Below are 21841 nucleotides of genomic sequence, written 5' to 3'. Positions count from 1 at the left end.
GTGCGGGCCGTGCGCGGCCGCGGACCTACTTGGTGAGGTCCGGACCGGCGGTGGTGACCGGCGGGACGTCGGCGACGGGGACCTTCTCCTCACCCCGGAAGGTGAACTTGGTCTCCTTGCCCTCGCCCTCGGTGTCCACCACCACGATGTGACCGGGGCGCAGCTCGCCGAAGAGGATCTTCTCGGAGAGCACGTCCTCGATCTCGCGCTGGATGGTGCGGCGCAGCGGACGGGCGCCCAGGATCGGGTCGTAGCCCTTCTTGGCCAGCAGCTTCTTGGCCTCGGTGGAGAGCTCGATGCCCATGTCGCGGTCCTTGAGCCGCTCGTCCACCCGGGCGATCATGAGGTCGACGATCTGGATGATGTCGTCCTCGGACAACTGGTGGAAGACCACGATGTCGTCGACGCGGTTGAGGAACTCGGGCCGGAAGTGCTGCTTGAGCTCCTCGCCGACCTTGGCCTTCATCCGCTCGTATCCGGTCTGGACGTCGCCCTGGGCGGCGAAGCCCAGGTTGAAGCCCTTGGAGATGTCCCGGGTGCCGAGGTTGGTGGTCATGATGATGACCGTGTTCTTGAAGTCGACGACCCGGCCCTGGGAGTCGGTCAGGCGGCCGTCCTCCAGGATCTGCAGCAGCGAGTTGAAGATGTCCGGGTGGGCCTTCTCGACCTCGTCGAAGAGGACGACCGAGAACGGCTTGCGGCGCACCTTCTCGGTGAGCTGGCCGCCCTCCTCGTAGCCGACGTAGCCGGGGGGCGAGCCGAACAGCCGCGAGACGGTGTGCTTCTCGGAGAACTCCGACATGTCGAGCTGGATGAGCGCGTCCTCGTCGCCGAAGAGGAACTCGGCAAGGGTCTTGCTCAGCTCGGTCTTACCGACGCCGGACGGTCCGGCGAAGATGAACGAGCCGCCGGGGCGCTTGGGGTCCTTGAGGCCGGCCCGCGTGCGGCGGATGGCCTGGGACAGCGCCTTGATGGCGTCCTTCTGCCCGATGACGCGCTTGTGGAGCTCGTCCTCCATGCGCAGCAGGCGGGAGGACTCCTCCTCGGTGAGCTTGAAGACCGGGATGCCGGTGGCGGTGGCCAGGACCTCCGCGATCAGCTCCTCGTCGACCTCGGCGACGACGTCCATGTCGCCGGCCTTCCACTCCTTCTCCCGCTTGGCCTTGGCCTGCAGGAGCTGCTTCTCCTTGTCGCGGAGGGAGGCGGCCTTCTCGAAGTCCTGCGCGTCGATCGCGGACTCCTTCTCCCGGCGCACGTCGGCGATCTTCTCGTCGAACTCGCGCAGGTCCGGCGGCGCGGTCATGCGGCGGATGCGCATCCGCGAGCCGGCCTCGTCGATGAGGTCGATCGCCTTGTCGGGGAGGAAGCGGTCCGAGATGTAGCGGTCGGCCAGGGTGGCGGCGGCGACCAGGGCGGCGTCGGTGATGGAGACGCGGTGGTGCGCCTCGTACCGGTCGCGCAGGCCCTTGAGGATCTCGATGGTGTGCGGCAGCGACGGCTCCGCGACCTGGATGGGCTGGAAGCGGCGCTCCAGCGCGGCGTCCTTCTCCAGGTGCTTGCGGTACTCGTCGAGCGTGGTGGCACCGATGGTCTGCAGCTCGCCGCGGGCCAGCATCGGCTTGAGGATGCTGGCGGCGTCGATGGCGCCCTCGGCGGCGCCGGCGCCGACCAGGGTGTGCAGCTCGTCGATGAAGAGGATGATGTCGCCGCGGGTGCGGATCTCCTTGAGCACCTTCTTCAGGCGCTCCTCGAAGTCACCGCGGTAGCGGGAGCCGGCGACCAGCGCGCCCAGGTCGAGGGTGTAGAGCTGCTTGTCCTTCAGCGTCTCCGGGACCTCGCCCTTGACGATGGCCTGCGCCAGGCCCTCGACGACGGCGGTCTTGCCCACGCCGGGCTCGCCGATGAGCACCGGGTTGTTCTTGGTGCGGCGGGACAGCACCTGCATGACCCGCTCGATCTCCTTCTCGCGCCCGATCACCGGGTCGAGCTTGGCCTCGCGGGCGGCCTGCGTGAGGTTGCGGCCGAACTGGTCGAGGACCAGGGAGGTCGAGGGGGTGCCCTCGGCCGGACCGCCGGCGGTGGCGGTCTCCTTGCCCTGGTAGCCGGAGAGCAGCTGGATGACCTGCTGCCGCACCCGGTTGAGGTCGGCGCCGAGCTTCACCAGGACCTGGGCGGCGACGCCCTCGCCCTCCCGGATCAGGCCGAGCAGGATGTGCTCGGTGCCGATGTAGTTGTGGCCGAGCTGCAGGGCCTCCCTCAGGGAGAGCTCCAGCACCTTCTTGGCACGGGGGGTGAAGGGGATGTGGCCGGACGGGGCCTGCTGGCCCTGGCCGATGATCTCCTCCACCTGCTGGCGGACCGCCTCGAGCGAAATCCCGAGGCTCTCCAGGGCCTTCGCAGCGACACCCTCACCCTCGTGGATCAGGCCCAGGAGGATGTGCTCAGTACCGATGTAGTTGTGGTTGAGCATCCGGGCCTCTTCCTGGGCCAGGACGACAACCCGCCGCGCGCGGTCGGTGAACCTCTCGAACATCGTTATCGCTCCTCAGAGCGGTCGGGCAGTTAGGGGTCGGTCCCCTCCCTGTCCTTCCGCATGCTAGTCCCGCGCAGCGGGACAGCTCACTTCAACCGTCGACACCCGACGCGGGGCGTTCCCCCGCGGCAGCCGACAACAGTCCCAACCCGATGCTGCGAGACGATGTTCCCGCAGGCCAGCCGGATCCACCTGATACCGCTACGCCCGTGGCGAACGCGCCACGGTGTCACCGTGGTCATACCCGCTGTGACCGCGCTTCGACCCCCCGTCCCGGCGGCCGGGAAGGCCGCCGGGACGGGGGGAGGGCTCCGTCGGGCGGAAGGGCCGGGGCCGGTTCAGGCGTGGGCGTCCTCGTAGGCCTTGCGGACGTTGCTGGGCACCCGGCCCCGGTCGTTGACGGGCATGCCCTGCTCCTTGGCCCAGGAGCGGATCTTGGCCGTCTCCTGGCTGCTGCTCGCGGGCCGCGGGCCCGCGGCGGCGGGGCGGCCGCGGCCGGCGCGGGAACCGCCCACCCGACCGCTCTGCTTGCGGCCCTTCTCGACGAACGGCGCGAGCACCTCGCGCAGCCTGTCCGCATTCTCACTCTTGAGGTCGATCTCGTAGGCAACGCCGTCGAGAGCGAACATCACGGTCTCGTCCGCCTCACCGCCGTCGAGATCGTCGACAAGAAGAACCTGCACCTTCTGCGCCACGGGCTTCCCTTTCCACTAAACGACGGATTGCCTTGGGGAAAGGAAACCGCTTTTCCGCGGAAAACACAAACCCCCCGGCCCGCGGACCGGCGCGGCGGCGCCGGGCGCACGCCCGCGGCGACGGGAGCCACCGTACGGGACGATAACCGCCGCAGTCCCTTCACAGAACCAGGAGCATGCGGGAGTTCCCGAGCGTGTTCGGCTTCACACGTTCGAGATCCAGGAACTCCGCCACGCCCTCGTCGTACGAACGCAGGAGCTCTTCGTGGACATCGCCCTCCACCGGGGTGTCGCCGATCTCGACGAAGCCGTGTTTGGCGAAGAAGTCCACCTCGAAGGTCAGGCAGAAAATGCGCCGCACCCCCAGCCAGCGGGCGGTGTGCAGCAGTTTGTCGAGCAGGAGGTGCCCGATGCCGAGGCCCAGGCAGGACGGGTCGACGGCGAGGGTGCGGACCTCGGCGAGGTCCTCCCACATCACGTGCAGGGCGCCGCACGCCACCACCCGGCCGTCGCAGTCGCGCTCGGCGACCCAGAACTCCTGCACGTCCTCGAAGAGGGTGACGGTGGGTTTGTCGAGCAGAATCCGCTCGCGGGCGTAGCCGTCGATGAGTGCGCGCACGGCCCGCACGTCGCTGGTCCGCGCGCGGCGGATCGTGACCTCCATGACGGAGACGCTATCGCGCCGCATCCGGCGGCGGGCCGCCCTGTCCGGGACCGCGCTCCCCGGCGGCCGGCGCGGGCGGGGGCGAATGTCCGGGCGGAGGGCCGTCCGCGGGGCCGTCCGCCGCTTCCGTACCGGAGGTGCGGCCGCCGGACACGGCCGTGCCGGCCCGTGCGGTATCGGGCCCGCCCGTATCCGGCGTATCCGTATCCGGCGCACCCGTATCCGGCGGGGTGCGGTCGGAGTGCGCGGGATCGGAGGGGGCCGCCACCCGCAATGCGTCGCGCAACGCCTCCTGCTGTTCCGGCGACATCATCCCGAAGAAGTGCACAAGTGCCGCCGCGGGGTTGTCGCTCGTCGCCCACGCGTCGTTCATCAACGCAGCCGTGTACGCCTCGCGGGAGGAGACCGGTTCATATCGGTAGGCGCGCCCCTCGCGTTCCCGGCGCAGCCAGCCCTTCTGGAAGAGCTTGTCCATCACCGTCATCACGGTGGTGTACGCGATCTCCCGTTCCCGGTGCAGGTCCTCCAGCACCTCGCGAACGGTCACCGGGCGGTTCCACTGCCACACCCTCGTCATGACCTCGTTCTCGAGTTCGCCGAGTTGCCGCACCATCCGGAGCACCTCCCTCGGCCGAGTCGGCAGCGCGCCGTACGGAAGCAAGGCGGGCAAATACACCATAGACGGCAATGCGGACGGAGCGCGGCATGCGGCATCCGGCGGGCGGCGCTGCGGGGCGCGGTGCCGCGGTGCCGCAGGGCGCGCTGCCGGGGTGCGGTGCCGCGGGGCGCGCGGCCGGGGGTGAGTGCGGTGCCGGGGGTGCGGGGCTCAGGGGGCGGGAGGACGCCGGAGCCGCCACCGCGGTGCGGTGGCGGCTCCGGTGGGTCGTACGGAGGTCCGGCGGTGCCGGACGGGACCGGGCGGGGGCCCGGGCCCGGGGTCCGCTACTCGGCGGCGCCGCGGGGCGCGTGCGCCGCCTCGGCGGCGAGGGCGTCCGCGTAGGCGTCCTCCTTGGCCTTCTGGACCCCGCCCTGGCTGCGGATGATCGCACGGATGACGAAGCCGAAGCCGACCGCCATCACCAGCGGGGGCACGATCGCGCTGACGTAGTCCACCGTCGTCACACTCCTTCGGGCTTGACCAGGGGGAAGAGGACTGTCTCCCGGATGTTCCTGCCGGTGAGCAGCATGATGAGGCGGTCCACGCCGAGGCCCATGCCGCCGGTGGGGGGCATGGCGTACTCCAGGGCGCGCAGGAAGTCCTCGTCGAGCTGCATGGCCTCGACGTCGCCGCCGGCCGCCAGCAGCGACTGGGCGGTGAGGCGGGCCCGCTGCTCGACGGGGTCGATCAGCTCGGAGTAGGCGGTGGCGATCTCGGTCCCGAAGATCACCAGGTCCCACTTCTCGGCCACGCCGGGCAGGCTGCGGTGCGCCCGGGTGAGGGGGGAGACCTCGACCGGGTAGTCCTTGATGAAGGTCGGCGCGACCGCGTTCTCCTCCAGCAGCCGCTCGATCATCTCCAGGACGATCTGGCCGTGGCCCCACTTCTGCTCGTAGGGGACGCCCGCCGCGTCGGCGAGCTTGCGCAGCTGCTCCACCGAGGTCTCCGGGGTGACCTCCTCGCCGAGGCGCTCGGAGATGCCGGGGTAGACGGACACCTCGCTCCACGGCTCGGCCAGGTCGATCTCGTGCTCCACCCCGTGGGCGTCGGTGCCGCGCACCACGGTGGTGCCGAGGGCGTCGCGGGCCGCGTTGAGGATGATCTCCCGGGTCAGCTCGGCCTGGGTGCCGTAGTCGCCGTACGCCTCGTACGACTCCAGGGCGGTGAACTCCGGGTTGTGGGTCGCGTCGGCGCCCTCGTTCCGGAAGTTCCGGTTGATCTCGAAGACCTTCTCGGCGCCGCCGACCACCAGCCGCTTGAGGTACAGCTCGGTGGCGATCCGCAGGTAGAGGTCGATGCCGTAGGCGTTGATGTGCGTGGTGAACGGGCGGGCGTTGGCGCCGCCGTGGATCGGCTGCAGCATCGGGGTCTCGACCTCGGTGTAGCCGCGGTCCTCGTAGGTGCGGCGGATCGAGCGGACCACCTTGGAACGCAGGTAGAGCATCTCCCGCGCCTCGGGGTTGACGATGAGGTCCACGTAGCGCTGGCGGACCCGGGCCTCGGGGTCCGTGAGGCCCTTGTGCTTGTCCGGCAGCGGGCGCAGGCACTTGGCGGTGAGCTCCCAGCGGTCGACCATCACCGACAGCTCTCCGCGCCGGGAGGTGATCACCTCGCCCTCGACGCCCACGTGGTCGCCGAGGTCGATGTCGCGCTTCCACTCGGCGAGGCGCTCCTCGCCCAGCTTGTCCAGCGACAGCATGACCTGCAGGTCGCCGCTGCCGTCGCGGAGGGTGGCGAAGCAGAGTTTGCCGCCCGTGCGGCTCAGCACGACCCGGCCGGTCACGCCCGCCCGCGCGCCGGTGGCGGTGTCGGGGGCGAGGTCGGGGTGCTCGGCCCGCAGATCCGCGATAGTGGTCGTGCGCGGGAAGCCGACCGGGTAGGGGTCGACGCCGGCTGCGCGCAGCCGGTCCAGCTTCTCGCGCCGGACCCGCATCTGCTCGGGGAGGTCGTCCGGGGCGGCGGGGGCGGAGGTCTGCTCTGTCACCACACCAGGGTATCGACGCGCCGGGGGTGCGGTGCGACCGGATGACGGTCGCGCCGCACCCCCGGCGGAGTCCGCGGGTCAGGCCCGGCGGCGCCGGACGGCGACGAAGAGGCCCGCACCGACCGCCACGGCGGCGGCGCCGGCTCCGGCGAGCAGGCCGGTCCCGGAGGAGCCGGTGGAGGCGAGGTCGCCGCCGCCGGCGGACGATCCGCCGGTGGAGCCGGAGCCGCTGGCGCCCGCCGAACCGGTCGTGGAGCCGCCCGTGGAGCCGGAACCGCCGGTGGAGCCGCCCGTCGAACCGCCGGTCGAGCCGGACCCGCCCGTCGAGCCGCCCGTCGAGCCGGAACCGCCGGTGGAGCCACCCGTCGAGCCGGACCCGGCCTTCGCGGTGACGAGGACCGCCGCCTCGTTGTTGCGCTCCGTCGTCTCGGGTGCGAAGGCCTGGACGAGGAAGTCGCCGCGGGCCCGGTCGAGCGCCCGGGACGCCTTGACGGTGAAGGTCGTCGAGGCGGAGCCGCCCGCCGGGAGCTTGCCCTCGATCCAGCACAGGTAGACGCGCCCGTGCGCACCGGCCCGGGTGCGGGCCGAGCGGACCTCGCCCCGCAGCCGGTCGGCGAGCCGCCTCTGCACCGGGCCGCCCACGGAGGCGGCGAAGGCGCCGGCGGGCGGCTCGGCACAGTACCGGGGCGTCCTCTCCACGGTGACGCCGGCCGGCAGCGCGACCAGGGAGAGGGCGGAGACGGTGGCGGGGGTCCCGCCGGGGAGGCCGAGGTCGGCGGGGACCGCCTGGACGGCGGCGGTGCCGACGTTGCGGACGGTGAGGGTCAGGTCCGCCGGCCTGCCGACGGTGCCGGTGACGGCGGCGGGGAGGGCCGCCAGGTCCGTGGTGAGGCCGGTCTCCAGCGTGGTGAGCGTCACGTTGTCGTCGAAGTCGATGTCCTTGGCGGCGGACCGCACACCGGGCGCGGCCTCCAGGGTCAGCGCAGGGCCGGTGCCGGCGGTGCCGCCGGTGAAGTGTGCGGAGTCGATGTCCCCGCCCGCGACGTCGAAGGCGAGGCCGAGGAAGCCCGTGCCCGCGTCCTTGTCGGCCGCGACCGCCAGCGGCGCGGAGAGCCGGTGGACGGTCCCCGCCGGCAGGACGGCGGCGTCGAAGCGGCAGAGCACGGTCGTGCCGGGGAGCAGGGACTTGTCCTGGGCCGGGTGGACGCCGTAGCGGCAGTTGCTGTGGCTGCCGGCGAACCGGAAGCCGCTCTGCACCTCGGCGAGCATCACGACGCCCCTGGCGTCCTGGTCGCCGTTGTTCGCGACCGCGCCGGGCAGCGGGACGGTGCCGCCCGGGGCGATCCGGGTGGCGGAGGGGAGCTGCTGGACGGCCAGGTCGGGGCCGGAGGCGATGCGGAACCGGGTGGCCACGGCCTCGGGGTCCTGCGCGGCGTGGTCGGCGGTCACGGTGTAGCGGATCGAGCCGGAGGCGCCGGGCGCGGCGCCGGCGGCGGCGCGGATGCCGAGGCCGAAGTGCGCGAAGTCCTTGACGGAGGCGGCGGTGCAGTCGGCGCGCAGCCGGGAGGCGTCGGCGAAGGAGCAGCCGGCGGGGAGCTGCAGCTCGGCCCGGCCGGCCAGGGCGCCGGCGTCGACGGTCAGGCGCAGGCCGGTGACCCGACCCCCGCCCTCGTCGCCCACGGTGAGGTCGAGGGGCTTGAAGGCGTCCGCGGCGCCGGCTGCGGCGGGGCGCGGCGCGACGGTCACGGAGGGGGGCGCGTCGACGAAGAGGAGCGCGTCCGCACCGGACGGAGCGGTCACGCCGGACGTGCCGGCCGCACCGGCGGCGCCGGCCGTACCGGCCGTACCGGTCGCGTGGGCGGGTACGGCGGCGACGAGCCCGGCGGTGAGGAGGGCGGCGGCCGCGGCGGCCGCCGAGGCGGCGGACCGGGCGGTCCGCCGGGTGCGCTGGTGTCCCATGGGGGGTTCCCTGCAGCGGAGGAGTGGAGATCGGAGACCTCGGATCCAACCAGTCCGGCGCCGGGGGGCGAGTGCGCAGTCGGGGCGAATGGGACGACCCGTGAAGCTGTTGCGGAACTGTTGCAGCGATCTGTGGGTGTCCCGGGTGTTGCGCCGGGTCCGGGGCTGTCCGCGGCGCAGCCGGGCGGGGCGGGCGCCTCGGAGCCGGTGTCCCGGGGCGGGTGTCCCGGGGCCGGTGTCCCGGGGCGGGGTCCGCCCGGCCGCCGGACGGCGCGGCCGCGCCGGGGGCCCGGGGCGGTGCGCGGGAGGGGACGGGCGGAGGTGCGGCGGGCCCCGCCGCCGGGAAGGGCGGCGGGGCCCGGGGCAGGGGCCGGTCCGGTCAGCCGGTGCCGGTGGCGAGCTCGGTGTCGTCGTGGTCCTCCGGTGCGGCGGGGGCCGCGGGGCGGGAGCGGCGCGCGAAGAGGTCCGCAGGGGTGGGGACCGGACGGGGGCCGGACTGGCCGCCCCGGTCCCGCTCCGCCCCCTGCTCGGCGGCGGGCTCGGGACGGCGGGGCTCGGCGGTGCTCATCGGGATCGGTCCTCCGTGGCTCGTCGGGGCGTGGCTGGTCGGGGCGTGGCTCGTCGGGGCGAGGCTCGTCGGGGCGGCGCCGCTGAGGGCACGGCCGGTCGGGACGTGGCCGGCGAGGGCGCGGCCGGCGGAGGCCAGGCCGACCGTGGCGCGGCCCGCCGGGGCCGCGGGGGCCGGGACCGCGGGGACGGCGGTCAGGTGCCGCGGCGGCGTCGCCGCGGCGGCGGCCAGGCGCTCCCGCACGGCGGCCTCGGCCAGGGCGTGGCAGCGGCCGGCCAGCCGGGAGCGGCGGGCCTGCTCGCCCCGCCCGCAGGGCAGGGCGGCCAGCCGGCGGAGCGCGCGGAGGTCCTCCGGCCCGGGGAGGTAGCCGTCGGCGACGGCCTCCTCCAGCCGCTCCAGGTAGCCGGGGGCGCCGCCGGGCAGGGCGTCGCGGTAGCGGGCGAGGTCGGCGAGGAGGAAGGCGCGCAGCCGCCCGCCCTCGCGGACGGCCTCGTCGATGGACTGGGCCAGACGCAGGAAGTCCTGGACGTCCTCGGTCCACACGTCGCCGTCCCAGGGTGTCCGGACCACGCCGCTCTGCGAGGGGACGGCCGGATGGAGGACCTGGGTGAGGGCGCGGCGCAGGACCCGCAGCTCGTCGGAGCTGAAGGCCATGCCGCCCCGGGACCCGTGTGGCGTAGGCATGGCTTGACGGTACGTCGGTTATGCCCGGTTCGATGGCATTGACGCGAGGCCGTGTCCCGATTGGCGGATGGTGCGGTGATACGACCTTTCGCGTGACGTGACGGTGTGTCGGCCGCGCCCGGCGGGGTCAGCGGGCGGGTGCGTTGCGCTCGTAGACGAGGCGCAGTCCGATGAGCGTCAGCCAGGGCTCGTGCTCGTCGATGGAGGCGGCCTCGCCGAGGACCAGCGGGGCGAGGCCGCCGGTGGCGATGACCTGCACGTCGTCGGGGTCGTCGGACAGCTCGGCGGCCATCCGGCCCACCACGCCGTCGACCTGGCCGGCGAACCCGTAGAGGATGCCCGCCTGCATCGCCTCCACCGTGTTCTTGCCGATCACGCTGCGCGGCCGGGCCAGTTCGATCTTGCGCAGCTGGGCGCCGCGGACCCCCAGCGCGTCGACCGAGATCTCGATGCCGGGGGCGATGGCGCCGCCCACGTAGTCGCCGCGCTGGTTGACCGCGTCGAAGGTGGTGGCGGTGCCGAAGTCGACCACGATGCAGGGGCCGCCGTAGAGGTGGTTGGCGGCCAGCGCGTTGACGATGCGGTCGGCGCCCACCTCCTTGGGGTTGTCCATGAGGACGTGCACCCCGGTCTTCACCCCGGGCTCGACGAGGACGGCGGGGACGTCGCCGTAGTAGCGGCGGGTCACCTCGCGCAGCTCGTGCAGGACCGACGGGACGGTGGAGCAGATCGCGAGCCCGTCCACCGAGTCCTCGCCGAGCACCGGGTGGGCGCCCATCAGTCCCTGCATGAGCACCGCCATCTCGTCGGCCGTGCGCCGCGGGTCGGTGGAGACCCGCCAGTGCTCGACAATGTCCTCGCCGTCGAAGAGGCCGAGGACGGTGTGGGTGTTGCCGACGTCGATGGTGAGCAGCATGGGGCGAGTCCTGACGGGTCGTGGGGCCTGACGGGTCGTGGGACGTGGCGGGTCCGTGGGACGTGGGGCGTGTCGGACACGGCGGCGCGCGGGACGTGCGGGACGTGCGGGACGTGCGGGGGCGCCCCGCCCGGCGGGCCGCCGGGCGGGGCGGACGGTCAGGCGCGCAGGTCCAGGCCGATGTCCAGGACCGGGGCGGAGTGGGTGAGGGCGCCGACGGCGAGGTAGTCCACGCCGGTCTCCCCCACCGCGCGGGCGGCGGCCAGGGTCAGCCCGCCGGACGCCTCCAGCCGGGCGCGGCCGGCCACCAGCGCGACGGCCTCCTTCAACTGCGGCACGGTGAAGTTGTCCAGCAGGACCAGGTCGGCGCCGGCCTCCAGCACCGGCGGGATCTGGTCGAGGGTGTCCACCTCGACCTCCACCGGCAGGTCGGGGTAGGCCGCGCGGACCGCGCGGAACGCCTCCGCGACGCCGCCGGCCGCCACCACGTGGTTGTCCTTGACCAGGGCGGCGTCGGAGAGGCCCATCCGGTGGTTGAGGCCGCCGCCGCAGCGCACCGCGTACTTCTCCAGGGAGCGCAGGCCCGGGGTGGTCTTGCGGGTGTCGCGGACGGCCGCGCCGGTGCCCTCCAGGGCGTCGGCCCACGCGCGGGTGGCGGTGGCGATGCCGGAGAGGTGGCAGAGCAGGTTGAGCGCGGTGCGCTCGGCGGTGAGCAGGTCGCGGGTGCGGCCGCGGACGGAGAGCAGCACCTGGCCGGCCTCGACCCGGTCGCCGTCCTCCACGTGCCGCTCGACCTCGAACTCGTCCTCGCAGACCAGCGAGACCACGGCCTCGGCGATCCGCAGGCCGGCGACGGTGCCGGCGGCGCGGGCGGTGAAGTCGGCGGTGGCCTCGGCCTCGGCGGGCACGGTGGCGGCGGAGGTCACGTCCTCGCCCCCGGCCAGGTCCTCGGCCAGCGCCAGGGTGGCGATGTCCTCCACCTCGACCGGGTCCAGGCCGGCCCCGGCCAGCAGCTCGGCGAGGGCCGGGTCCAGGCCGCTCTCGTACGCCTCGCCGTCGCCGCAGGCGCAGCCGTCGCCGCAGCCGCCCGCCAGGGGGAGCTCTTCGAAGGGGTGGTCGTGGGACACGGTGCTCACTGCTCCTCGGGGGCGGTGACGGGGCTGTCGGCGGTGACGGGGGCGTCGGCGCCGGCCGGCAGGGTGGTGGTGAGGTGGCGGCGCCAGCGGGCGTCGTCGCGGTCGGGGAAGTCCTCGCGCCAGTGGCAGCCCCGCGTCTCCTCGCGGAGGGCGGCGGCGCCCACGAGCGCGGTGGCGACCAGGTGGAGGTTGGCGGCCTCCCAGGTCTCCACGCGCGGGTCCGCGGACTTCCCCTCGGCGAGCTGCCCGCGGGCCTCGGCGGCGAGCGCCGCCAGGCCGTCGGCGGTGGCGCGCATGGACGCGGCGGAGCGCAGCACGCCCGCCCCGGCCGTCATCAGGCGCTGCACCTCGGCACGGGCCTCGGGCGGCGGCAGCGGAACCGTGCGGGCGGCGCCGGCGGCGGGGGCGCGCTCCGGCAGGTCGCCCGCGGCGTGCCGGGCCGCGAGGTCGGCGGCGATCCGCTCGGCGAAGACCAGGCCCTCCAGCAGCGAGTTGGAGGCCAGCCGGTTGGCGCCGTGCACGCCGGTGCAGGCGACCTCGCCGCAGGCGTACAGGCCGGGCACCGTGGTGCGGCCGCGCAGGTCGGTGCGGACGCCGCCGGAGGCGTAGTGCGCGGCGGGGGCCACCGGGACCAGCCCGGTCACCGGGTCGATGCCGTGCGACCGGCAGGACGCCAGGATGGTCGGGAACCGCTGCTCCCACATCTCCGCGCCGAAGTGCCGCCCGTCGAGGAACATGTGGGGCGCGCCGGTCTCCTGCATCCGCCGCATGATGCCCTTGGCGACGATGTCGCGGGGCGCCAGCTCGGCCAGCTCGTGCTGCCCCACCATGAAGCGGACGCCGTCGGCGTCCACCAGGTGGGCGCCCTCGCCGCGCACGGCCTCGGAGACCAGCGGCTGCTGGCCCTCGGCGTCCGGGCCCAGCCAGAGCACGGTGGGGTGGAACTGCACGAACTCCAGGTCGGCGACCTCGGCCCCGGCGCGCAGCGCGAGCGCGACGCCGTCGCCGGTGGAGACCGCCGGGTTGGTGGTGGCGGAGAAGACCTGGCCCATGCCGCCGGTGGCCAGCACCACGGCGCGGGCGTGGACGGCTCCCACGCCGTCGCGCTGCCCCTCCCCCATGACGTGCAGGGTGATCCCGGCGGCGTGGCCGGAGGCGTCGGTGAGCAGGTCCAGCACGAGGGCGTGCTCGACGACCTCGATGCCGGGGTCCGCGCGGACGGCGGCGACCAGGGCGCGCGATATCTCGGCGCCGGTGGCGTCGCCGCCCGCGTGGGCGATCCGGCGGCGGTGGTGGCCGCCCTCCCGGGTCAGCAGGATCTCGCCGGCGTCCGTGGTGTCGAAGGAGGCGCCGGTCGCGATGAGGCGGCGGACGGCGTCGGGGCCCTCGGTGACCAGGACCCGGACCGCCTCCTCGTCGCACAGGCCCGCGCCCGCGACCAGGGTGTCCTCCAGGTGCTGCGCGGGGGTGTCGCCCTCGCCCAGCGCGGCGGCGATGCCGCCCTGGGCCCAGCGGGTGGAGCCGTCGTCGAGCATCGCCTTGGTCACCACCATCACCCGCCCGACGGCGGCGCGGGCGCGCAGGGCGGCCGTCAGGCCGGCGACGCCGGAGCCGACCACGACCACGTCGGTGGCGGCGGTCCAGCCGGGGGCGGGGGCGGTCAGTCTGTGGGTGGGGGGCATGGTGGCTCCGTGTCAGTGGGCGGCCGGGGCCGCGCCGTGCTCCCCGTCACCGTACGCCCCGCGCCCGGACGGGGCTGCGGGGGCCGGGACGCGGACGGCGTCCCCCCGCACGGTGTCCGTGCCGGGGAGGGCCTCCGCGGGGTCGCCGCCGAGGCCGGTGATGCGGTTGTCCGCGTCGACGAAGACGACCTTCGGCACGTACGCGCGGGCCTCGGCGTCCTCCATCTGCCCGTAGGCGATGAGGATCACCAGGTCGCCGGGGTGGACCAGCCGGGCGGCGGCGCCGTTGATCCCGATCACGCCGCTGCCGCGCGGGCCGGCGATGGTGTAGGTCTCCAGGCGGGCGCCGTTGTCGATGTCGACGATGTGGACCAGCTCGCCGGGGAGGAGGTCGGCGGCGTCCAGCAGGTCCTGGTCCACGGTGACCGAGCCGACGTAGTGCAGGTCGGCCTGGGTGACGGTGGCACGGTGGATCTTGGACTTGAGCATGGTGCGGAGCATGGGTCACGCCTCCTGTGGTGAGTGCATGCCGGAGTGGCTCAGAGCGCGATGCGGACGTTGTCGATCAGCCGGGTGGTGCCGACCCGGGCGGCGACCGCGAGGACGGCCTCCCCGGTGTGGCCGTCCCCCGCCTCGGTGAAGCCGGCGGGGTCGATGAGCGCCAGGTAGTCGAGGTCGACCGGCGGCGAGGCCGAGGCGGCCTGCGCGAGGACGGCCGCGGCCGCCTCCCGCACGGACCGCGGCCCCCGCGCGGCGGCGTCGCGGCCGGCGTGCAGGGCGCGGGAGAGGGCCAGCGCGCTGGTCCGCTCCTCCGGGGAGAGGTAGCGGTTGCGGCTGGAGAGGGCGAGGCCGTCGGGCTCGCGGACGGTGGGGACGCCGACGATCTCGACGGGGAAGTTCAGGTCGGTCGCCATGCGGCGGACGACGGCGAGCTGCTGGGCGTCCTTCTCCCCGAAGAACGCGACGTCGGGCCGGGTGAGGTGGAGCAGCTTGGCGACGACGGTGCAGACGCCGTCGAAGTGGCCCGGCCGCGAGGCGCCCTCGTACCGGTCCCCCATCGGCCCGGCGGCGACCCGCACCTGCGGCGCGCCGCCCGGGTAGACCTCCTCGGCCGAGGGCGCGAAGACCGCGTCGGCGCCCGCGTCCCCGGCGAGCCGCAGGTCGGCCTCCAGGGTGCGCGGGTAGCGGTCGAGGTCCTCGCCCGCCCCGAACTGGAGCGGGTTGACGAAGACGGTGACGACGACGAACCCCTCGCGCCCCACCCGCTCGCGGGCGGCCCGCACCAGCGTCGCGTGGCCCTCGTGGAGGGCGCCCATGGTCATCACCACGGCCGTGCGGCCGGGGGCGGCCGCGCGGGAGAGCAGGTGCTCCAGCGCGTCGCGGTCGGGGACCAGTGCCGCGGCGGGGTCCCCGCCGATCCGGGACATCATCGCTGCTCCCCTTCTCCGCCGGGCCCGTCGGCCAGCACGTCGAGCAGCGCCTCCGCCGCGTCCGCCTTGAGCATCCCCGCGGCCAGCGCGCGGTCGGCGGTGGCCCGCGCCATCGCCCGGTACGCCTCCGCCACCTGCGGCGAGACCCGGCGCAGCTGCTCCAGGTGGCGCCGCACGGTGCCCGCGTCGCCGCGGGCGACCGGTCCGGTGAGCGCGGCGTCGCCACCGCGCAGCGCGTTGTCCAGGGCCGCTCCCAGGAGCGGGCCCAGCATCCGGCCGGGCTCGGCGACACCGGCGGCGGCCAGCAGCTCCTTCGCCTGGGCGACCAGGGTGACCAGGTGGTTCGCGCCGTGGGCGAGCGCCGTGTGGTAGAGCGGCCGGACGTCCTCCGGCACCCACTCGGGCTCGCCGCCCATCTCCACCACCAGCGCCTCCGCGACCGGCCGCAGCTCCTCCGGGGCGGTCACCCCGAACGGGCAGCCGGCCAGCCGGGCGACGTCGACGGCGGTGCCGGTGAAGGTCATCGCCGGGTGCAGGGCCAGGGGCAGCGCCCCGGCCCGCACGGCGGGCTCCAGCACGGCGGTGCCGTGGGCGCCGGAGGTGTGCACCAGGAGCTGGCCGGGCCGCACCGCGCCGGTGGCCGCGAGGCCCGCGGCCAGGTCGGCCAGCGCGTCGTCGGGGACGGTGAGCAGCACCAGGTCGGCCGCCGCCATGACCTGCGGCGGCGTCACCAGGCGGACCCCGGTCAGCAGGGTCTCGGCGCGGCGCCGGGACGCGGCGGAGACGCCGGAGGCGGCGACGACCCGGTGGCCGGCCAGCTGCAGCGCGGCGCCGAGCGCCGGGCCGACGCGCCCGGTGCCGACGACGCCGACGGCCAGGCGGGCGGGCCGGTTGCCGGGGTCGGAGGGGTCGCCGAACTCGAAGTCGGGCAGCCCCGCCGGGCTCGCCCCCTCGTCGGGTGGGTTCACGGCTCTGAATCGACCTTCATCCGTTCCAGTCCTCTTCGGGTACCGGACGTACCCCGCCATCGTACGGAAGTACCGCCCGGGCGCCCACCTCCCCTCCCGGCGCCGGGCGGGGTGCGGTCCGGAACGGGCGCGACACGGCCGGGACCGGTGGGGGATGATGCCCCGCATGGACGGCGACACCGGCAGGGACGGCGACACCGGCGGGGACGGCGGGACCGGCAGGGCCCGGGAGCGGGAGAGGCGGACGGCGGCGCTGCGCGGCTGCGACCGGGTGCTCTCGCAGGGACGGCCGCGGACCGTGCGGGAGCGGCTGGCGGAGCTGGCCGCGCTGGCGGACCGGCCCGACACCGGCGGCGGGGACTGGGGGCTGGACGGGCCGCCGGACGTGTACGGCGACGGTCCGGTGGACCGGCTGGAGCGGCGCACCGCGGAGCTGCTGGGCTTCGAGGACGCCGTCTTCTTCCCCACCGGCACCATGGCCCAGCAGGCGGTGCTGCGCTGCTGGGCGGAGCGCACCGGCAGCCGCACCGTCGCCATGCACCCGCTCGCCCACCCGGAGGTGCACGAGCGGGACGCGTACGCGGTGCTGAGCGGGCTGCGGAGCGTCCACCCGACCACCGCGCCGCGGCTGCCCACGGCGGCGGAGGTGCAGGGCCTGGACGAGCCCTTCGGGACGCTCATGCTGGAGCTGCCGCTGCGCGACGCCGGGTTCGTCCTGCCCACGTGGGACGAGCTGTGCGCGGCGGTGGACGCGGGGCGCGGGCGCGAGGCGGTGGTCCACGTCGACGGCGCCCGGCTGTGGGAGACGACGGCGCACTTCGGGCGGACGCTGCCGGAGATCGCGGGGCTCGCGGACTCGGTGTACGTGTCGTTCTACAAGTCGCTGGGCGGACTGTCCGGGGCGGCCGTCGCCTGCCCGGCGGAGGTCGGCGCGCAGTGCCGGGCGTGGCGGCACCGGTACGGCGGGCAGCTGTTCCAGCAGTGGCCGACGGTGCTCTCCGCGCTGCTCGGACTGGAGCGGGAGCTGCCCCGGCTGCCGGAGTACGCGGCGCACGCACGGGTGGTGGCGGCGGCGCTGGGCGGCGCCTTCGCCGGGGTGCCGGGGGCGGTCGTGCACCCGGACCCGCCGCACACCCACCAGTTCCGGCTGTGGCTGCCGTACCCGGCCGGGATGCTGGAGGAGGCCGGGCTGCTGCTGGCGGAGGAGACCGGGCGGGCGCTGTTCGGCGGGTGGCGGGAGGGGCCGGTCCCGGGGCTGTCGGTGACCGAGGTGACGGTGGCGGCCTCCGCGCTGGAGTGGTCGGCGGAGGAGGTCGCGGAGTCCGCGGCGGGACTGCTGGAGCGGCTGGCGCGGGCGTGACCGGGGCGGAGGCGGGCGGCACGGGCGTGACCGGGGCGGGGGCGGACGGTGCGGGTGCGGGTGCGGGCGCTGCGGGCGTGACCGGGGCGGGCGGGGCGTCCGGTCAGGCCGCGCCGCCGGCCCGGACCAGCCCGGTCTCGTAGGCCAGCACCACGGCCTGCACGCGGTCGCGCAGGCCCAGTTTGGCCAGGATGCGGCCGACGTGGGTCTTCACGGTCGCCTCGGACAGCACCAGCCGCGCGGCGATCTCCCCGTTCGACAGCCCCTGCGCGACCAGCAGGAAGACCTCCCGCTCCCGCTCGGTCAGCCGGGCCACGGCGGGGGGCCCCGCGGCGCGGTGCGGGCCGGGCAGCACGTCGGCGAAGCGGTCGATCATGCGGCGGGTGGTGGTCGGCGCCACCACGGCGTCGCCCGCGTGGACGGCGCGGATCGCGGCCACCAGCTCGGCGGGCGGCACGTCCTTCAGCAGGAACCCGCTGGCCCCGGCCTTCAGCGCGGCGAAGGCGTACTCGTCCAGGTCGAACGTGGTCAGGATCAGCACCTTCGGCGCGTCCGGGCGCGGCGTGCCGTCGGGGGCGAGGCAGATGCGGCGGGTGGCCTCCACGCCGTCGGTCCGGGGCATCCGCACGTCCATCAGGATCACGTCGACCGGGGGCTCCGCCGCCGGACGGCCGGCCAGCACCTCCAGGGCGCGGGCGCCGTCGCCGGCCTCCGCGGCGACCTCGATGTCAACCTGCGACTGGAGCACCATGCGGAATCCCGTGCGCAGCAGCTCCTGGTCGTCGACGAGCATCACGCGGATGGTCATGGGGCGGTTCTCCTCGGTGGTGGCCGGCGGGGACGGTTCCGGGCGGGCGGGGCGGTTCGGGCCGGGCGGTTCGCGGCGGGCGGGTGCGGGCGGGGTCGTCCGGGGCGGTGCTCAGGCCGTGGTCGCCGCCCGGAGCGGCAGGACGGCGCGGATGCGGAAGCCCCCGCCCGGCCGCGGCCCGGCGTCCAGGCTGCCGCCGACCATGCCGACCCGCTCCCGCATGCCGATCAGCCCGTGGCCCTGCCCGTCGGCGCCGCCCTGCTCGTACAGCTCGGCGACCGCGCCGCGGCCGTCGTCCTCGACCCGCACGTCCACGGTGCCGTCGGCGAAGCGGATGCGGACCTCGGCGCGGGCGTCGGGCCCGCCGTGCTTGCGGACGTTGGTGAGCGCCTCCTGCACGATCCGGTACGCGGTGAGCTCCACCCCGCGCGGCAGCGGGCACGGGCTGCCCTCCAGCGCGAAGTCGACGGGCAGGCCGGCGCCGCGGACCTGCTCCAGCAGGTCGGGGAGCTGCTCCACCCCGGGCTGCGGCACGTACTCGCCCTCGCCGGGGTCGGCCGAGCGCAGCACCCCGAGCAGCCTGCGCATCTCGTCCAGCGCCTGGCGCCCGGTCGAGGCGATGGTGGCCAGCGCCTCCCTGGCCTGTCCGGGTGAGGCGTCCATGACGTAGGCGGCGCCGTCCGCCTGGACCACCATCACCGACACGTTGTGCGCCACCACGTCGTGCAGTTCGCGGGCGATGCGGGCGCGCTCGGCGGCGACGGCCACCTTGGCGCGGGCGTCGCGCTCGCGCTCCAGGCGGGCGGCGCGGTCCTCCAGCTCCGCGTAGTAGGCGCGGCGGACGCGGGTGAGGCGGCCCAGCGCCCAGCAGAGCACGAAGGGCACCGAGAGCAGCACGCTGACCAGCACGACCTGGCCGGGCTGGTTCAGGCCGGGGTCGCCGACGCCGCCGAACCGCCACAGCGTGAGGGGCCCCGCGGCCAGGCCGGCCGCCATCGCGGTCCGCGAGGCCCAGCGGGAGCCGAACGCGGCGGCCGTGTAGGCGAGGACCAGCAGGGCGGTGTCGGTGGGGTTGGGCTGCCACCCCGCGGCCACCTGGAGCAGGCCGACGGCGAGGCCGCCGGCCAGGGCCGCGTCCGGGAACCGGCGGCGCACGGCCATCAGTCCGGCGAGCACCGGGGCGACCACGAGGAAGGAGGCCGTGGAGTAGCGGTGCTCGGGGGCGGAGGCCTCGGACAGCACGCCCAGGCCCAGCACCAGCAGCGCCCACCCGGTGTCGGCCACCGTGGGGCGCCTGCGGAGCCACGCGTAGAGGTGCTGCACGCTCTCCAGCCTAGGCAGTCGGCGGGGTGCCCCCGGTCCACCGCCAGGCCGATCCGCCGTACTCCCCAGGTCGGAGAGAGGGCAGGCCGGGTCGGGGACGGCGGGGGGCTCCGGCGGTGCGGGCGGTGCGGATGGTGCGGGCAGTACGGGAGGTGCGGGAGGGCAGGGGGCGGGCGGACCGCCGCGGTGCGGGCGCCGCCGGGTAGCGTCCCGGTCATGACGTGGACGGGTTGGCGGGAGGCCGCGCAGCGGGCGCTGTACGGCGAGGGCGGCTTCTACCGGCGGCCGGAGGGCCCGGCCGGGCACTTCCGCACCTCGGTGCACGCCTCGCCGCTCTTCGCGGACGCCGTGGCCCGGCTGCTCGGCGAGGTGGACCGGGAGCTGGGACGGCCCGCGCGGCTCGACCTGGTGGACGTCGGGGCCGGCCGCGGCGAGCTGCTGTGCGGGGTGCTGGCGGCCGTGCGGCGCGGCGACCCGGCGCTCGCGGCCCGGCTGCGGCTCCACGCGGTGGAGGTCGCCGAGCGGCCCGCCGGGCTGCCCGCGGAGGTCGCCTGGTCGGCGGAGCCGCCGCAGGGGGTCTCGGGGCTGCTGTTCGCCAACGAATGGCTGGACAACGTGCCCGTCGACGTCGCCGAGGCCGACGGCGACGGGGTGCTGCGGTACGTCCTGGTCGACCCCGCCACCGGGGAGGAGCGGCCCGGCGGGCCGCTCTCCGCGGCGGACGCCGCCTGGGCGGCGCGGTGGTGGCCGGACGCGGCCGTCCCGGAGGCGGCCGTCCCCGGCGCCCGGGTCGAGCTCGGCGCCCCCCGCGACGCCGCGTGGGCCGCGGCGGTGGCGTCCCTGGAGCGCGGTGCCGCGGTGGCGGCGGACTACGCCCACGGCGCGGCGGACCGGCCGCCCTTCGGCACCCTCGCGGGCTTCCGCGACGGGCGGGAGGTGCGCCCGGTGCCCGACGGCTCCTGCGACGTGACCGCGCACGTGGCGCTGGACGCCTGCGCCGCGGCCGGGGAGGCGGCCGGGGCCGTCCACAGCCTGTGGACGACGCAGCGCGAGGCGCTCCGGGCGCTCGGCGTCGGCGGGGCCCGCCCCCCGCTCGCCCTGGCCTCCACCGACCCGGCGGCCTACCTGCGGGCGCTGTCCGCCGCCGGGGAGGGCGCGGAGCTGACCGACCCGGCGGGGCTGGGCGGCTTCGGCTGGCTGGTGCAGACGGTCCGCATGCCGGTACCGGGCGGCCTGCGGGGGGCCCGGGAGTGGCAGACTTGCCGCCCATGAGGGAGACCACGGTCGGCATCGGCTCCGGTGCGGAGAACGTCACCGAGCTCGGCACCAGCGACATGGTGCTCAACATCGGTCCGCAGCACCCGTCCACCCACGGCGTGCTGCGGCTGAAGCTGGTGCTGGACGGCGAGCGGATCGTCTCCGCCGAGCCGGTGGTCGGCTACATGCACCGGGGCGCGGAGAAGCTCTTCGAGGCCCGCGACTACCGCCAGATCGTCATGCTCGCCAACCGCCACGACTGGCTGTCGGCGTTCTCCAACGAACTGGGCGTCGTCCTCGCGGTGGAGCGGATGCTCGGCATGGAGGTCCCGGAGCGGGCGGTGTGGCTGCGGACACTGCTGGCCGAGCTCAACCGGGTGCTCAACCACCTGATGTTCCTCGGGTCGTACCCGCTGGAGCTGGGCGGCATCACCCCCGTCTTCTACGCCTTCGAGGGCCGCGAGACGCTCCAGCACGTGCTGGAGGAGGCCTCCGGCGGCCGGATGCACTACATGTTCAACCGGGTCGGCGGCCTCAAGGAGGACCTGCCGGCCGGCTGGACCGGCCGCGTCCGGGCGGCGGTCGCCCAGGTGCGCGCCCAGATGGGCCGGATCGACGACCTGGTGCTGGGCAACGAGATCTTCCGCGGCCGCACCGCGGGCGTCGGCGTGCTGGCCCCGGAGCTGGTCCACGCGTACGGGGTGAGCGGGCCCATCGCCCGGGCCTCGGGCGTCGACTTCGACCTGCGGCGCGACGAGCCGTACCTGGCCTACGGGGAGCTGGGCGACGTGCTGCGGGTGGCCGTCCGGGAGGAGGGCGACTGCCTGGCGCGCTTCGAGTGCCTGCTGGAGCAGACCCACGTCTCCCTCGACCTGGCCGACGCCTGCCTGGACCGGATCGCCGGCCTGGCGCCGGGCCCGGTCAACCTGCGGCTGCCCAAGGTCCTCAAGGCGCCCGAGGGCCACACCTACGCCTGGACCGAGAACCCGCTGGGCGTCAACGGCTACTACCTCGTCTCACGCGGCGACAAGACGCCGTGGCGGCTCAAGCTGCGCTCCGCCTCGTACAACAACATCCAGGCGCTGACCGAGTTGCTGCCGGGCACGCTGGTGGCCGACATGGTGGCGATCCTGGGGTCGATGTTCTTCGTGGTGGGCGACATCGACAAGTAGCCGGCGGGCGGCCCGCGGGGTCCCGCCGACGGCCCGCGGGCGGC

The 21841-nt window shown here is 75.4% G+C and carries 19 protein-coding genes; 3 read left to right on the top strand and 16 right to left on the bottom strand.

Going from position 1 to position 21841, the window contains the following annotated elements; genetic code table 11:
• Positions 1-25 precede the first annotated feature (25 nt).
• The 14 genes from ACFY07_RS13775 to ACFY07_RS13710 form a co-directional block, all read right to left on the bottom strand.
• On the bottom strand, positions 26-2533 hold the full coding sequence (locus tag ACFY07_RS13775; RefSeq protein ID WP_230748129.1) for an ATP-dependent Clp protease ATP-binding subunit: 2508 nt from the start codon (positions 2531-2533) through the stop codon (positions 26-28).
• A 338-nt stretch (positions 2534-2871) separates the two neighbouring features.
• A complete protein-coding gene (locus ACFY07_RS13770; protein ID WP_390868840.1) occupies positions 2872-3228 on the bottom strand; it encodes an Lsr2 family protein in 357 nt (118 codons plus the stop codon).
• Positions 3229-3388: 160 nt separating this feature from the next.
• Complete coding sequence (locus ACFY07_RS13765) at positions 3389-3892, bottom strand: amino-acid N-acetyltransferase (protein WP_230649440.1); 504 nt, start codon at positions 3890-3892, stop codon at positions 3389-3391.
• A 10-nt stretch (positions 3893-3902) separates the two neighbouring features.
• Positions 3903-4505: a BlaI/MecI/CopY family transcriptional regulator gene (locus ACFY07_RS13760; protein WP_390868839.1), complete on the bottom strand. Its 603-nt coding sequence runs from the start codon at positions 4503-4505 to the stop codon at positions 3903-3905.
• A gap of 329 nt (positions 4506-4834) precedes the next feature.
• Complete coding sequence (locus tag ACFY07_RS13755; protein ID WP_390868838.1) at positions 4835-5005, bottom strand: hypothetical protein; 171 nt, start codon at positions 5003-5005, stop codon at positions 4835-4837.
• A gap of 5 nt (positions 5006-5010) precedes the next feature.
• Entirely contained in the window at positions 5011-6534 is a 1524-nt protein-coding gene (gene lysX / locus ACFY07_RS13750; protein ID WP_390868837.1) for a bifunctional lysylphosphatidylglycerol synthetase/lysine--tRNA ligase LysX, read from the bottom strand.
• A gap of 78 nt (positions 6535-6612) precedes the next feature.
• Positions 6613-8493, bottom strand: a complete 1881-nt coding sequence (locus tag ACFY07_RS13745) for an LPXTG cell wall anchor domain-containing protein (protein ID WP_390868836.1) — start codon at positions 8491-8493, stop codon at positions 6613-6615.
• 379 nt (positions 8494-8872) lie between these two features.
• Entirely contained in the window at positions 8873-9745 is an 873-nt protein-coding gene (locus ACFY07_RS13740; protein WP_390868835.1) for a hypothetical protein, read from the bottom strand.
• 127 nt (positions 9746-9872) lie between these two features.
• Positions 9873-10661: a type III pantothenate kinase gene (locus ACFY07_RS13735; RefSeq protein WP_230649432.1), complete on the bottom strand. Its 789-nt coding sequence runs from the start codon at positions 10659-10661 to the stop codon at positions 9873-9875.
• Between the two features lie 158 nt (positions 10662-10819).
• On the bottom strand, positions 10820-11797 hold the full coding sequence (gene nadC / locus ACFY07_RS13730) for a carboxylating nicotinate-nucleotide diphosphorylase (RefSeq protein WP_390868834.1): 978 nt from the start codon (positions 11795-11797) through the stop codon (positions 10820-10822).
• The gene (locus ACFY07_RS13725; RefSeq protein ID WP_390868833.1) at positions 11794-13479 is read right to left on the bottom strand and encodes an L-aspartate oxidase; all 1686 of its coding nucleotides are present in this window, start codon (positions 13477-13479) and stop codon (positions 11794-11796) included. The genes nadC and ACFY07_RS13725 overlap by 4 nt, the downstream gene beginning before the upstream one ends.
• A 12-nt stretch (positions 13480-13491) precedes the next feature.
• Positions 13492-13980, bottom strand: coding sequence for an aspartate 1-decarboxylase (gene panD, locus ACFY07_RS13720; RefSeq protein WP_390868832.1), 489 nt, complete (start codon positions 13978-13980; stop codon positions 13492-13494).
• Between the two features lie 38 nt (positions 13981-14018).
• Positions 14019-14909 (bottom strand): pantoate--beta-alanine ligase, encoded by an 891-nt coding sequence (panC, locus tag ACFY07_RS13715; protein ID WP_390868831.1) that lies wholly within the window; start codon positions 14907-14909, stop codon positions 14019-14021.
• The gene (locus tag ACFY07_RS13710; RefSeq protein ID WP_390868830.1) at positions 14906-15877 is read right to left on the bottom strand and encodes a Rossmann-like and DUF2520 domain-containing protein; all 972 of its coding nucleotides are present in this window, start codon (positions 15875-15877) and stop codon (positions 14906-14908) included. The genes panC and ACFY07_RS13710 overlap by 4 nt, the downstream gene beginning before the upstream one ends.
• Before the next feature lie 166 nt (positions 15878-16043).
• Between ACFY07_RS13710 and ACFY07_RS13705 the strand changes: the two genes are divergently transcribed.
• Positions 16044-17237 (top strand): threonine aldolase family protein, encoded by a 1194-nt coding sequence (locus tag ACFY07_RS13705; RefSeq protein WP_390868829.1) that lies wholly within the window; start codon positions 16044-16046, stop codon positions 17235-17237.
• Positions 17238-17340: 103 nt separating this feature from the next.
• Here the strand turns inward: ACFY07_RS13705 and ACFY07_RS13700 are convergent, their stop codons facing one another.
• Together ACFY07_RS13700 and ACFY07_RS13695 are read right to left on the bottom strand one after the other, a co-directional pair.
• Complete coding sequence (locus ACFY07_RS13700; protein WP_390868828.1) at positions 17341-18045, bottom strand: response regulator; 705 nt, start codon at positions 18043-18045, stop codon at positions 17341-17343.
• A gap of 111 nt (positions 18046-18156) precedes the next feature.
• Complete coding sequence (locus ACFY07_RS13695) at positions 18157-19368, bottom strand: sensor histidine kinase (RefSeq protein WP_390868827.1); 1212 nt, start codon at positions 19366-19368, stop codon at positions 18157-18159.
• 216 nt (positions 19369-19584) lie between these two features.
• Between ACFY07_RS13695 and ACFY07_RS13690 the strand changes: the two genes are divergently transcribed.
• A complete protein-coding gene (locus tag ACFY07_RS13690; protein WP_390868826.1) occupies positions 19585-20640 on the top strand; it encodes an SAM-dependent methyltransferase in 1056 nt (351 codons plus the stop codon).
• Positions 20628-21797, top strand: coding sequence for an NADH-quinone oxidoreductase subunit D (locus tag ACFY07_RS13685; RefSeq protein ID WP_230649418.1), 1170 nt, complete (start codon positions 20628-20630; stop codon positions 21795-21797). Before ACFY07_RS13690 ends, ACFY07_RS13685 begins: the two co-directional genes overlap by 13 nt.
• Positions 21798-21841: the final 44 nt, after the last annotated feature.

Origin of the sequence: Streptomyces sp. NPDC001380 (assembly GCF_042895785.1) — a bacterium.
GTDB lineage: Bacteria > Actinomycetota > Actinomycetes > Streptomycetales > Streptomycetaceae > Peterkaempfera.
The sequence above is the reverse complement of the archived record's forward strand: the minus strand, read 5'-3'. Positions and strand labels throughout refer to the sequence as shown.